Origin of the sequence: Streptomyces sp. GbtcB6, from assembly GCF_019091475.1 — a bacterium.
GTDB classification, from domain to species: Bacteria; Actinomycetota; Actinomycetes; order Streptomycetales; family Streptomycetaceae; genus Streptomyces; species Streptomyces hyaluromycini.
In genome coordinates this window covers 1-246 of record NZ_JAGXJL010000397.1, presented here as the reverse complement: position 1 = coordinate 246, position 246 = coordinate 1, and the positions used below count along the sequence as shown (strand labels likewise).

1 pseudogene is annotated in these 246 nt (G+C 75.2%); it reads right to left on the bottom strand.

The window, feature by feature from the left end:
- Positions 1 to 246 (bottom strand): annotated as a pseudogene (locus KVT45_RS55495) (HEAT repeat domain-containing protein); the annotation flags it as partial.

The following is a 246-nucleotide window of genomic DNA, read 5'->3' as shown; positions in this document are numbered from 1 at the left end:
AAGTAGCGCAGGGCGGTGCAGCGGGCTCCATCGATCCCGTCCCTGGCGGCCTGGAGGATCACCGGCCGGTCCTCGCGCCCCGCGACGGCGACCAGGCAGCGGCCGGACGGCACATGGAGGGCGGCGCCGCGCTCGACCCCCTGCTGGGCCCATTCGAAGACGGGCCGGCCGCTCGACCCCGGACGGGGGCCGGTAGGTCGCATCTGGGGCTGCCAGCGGACGAAACAGCGGGTTTCCTGCGCGGCA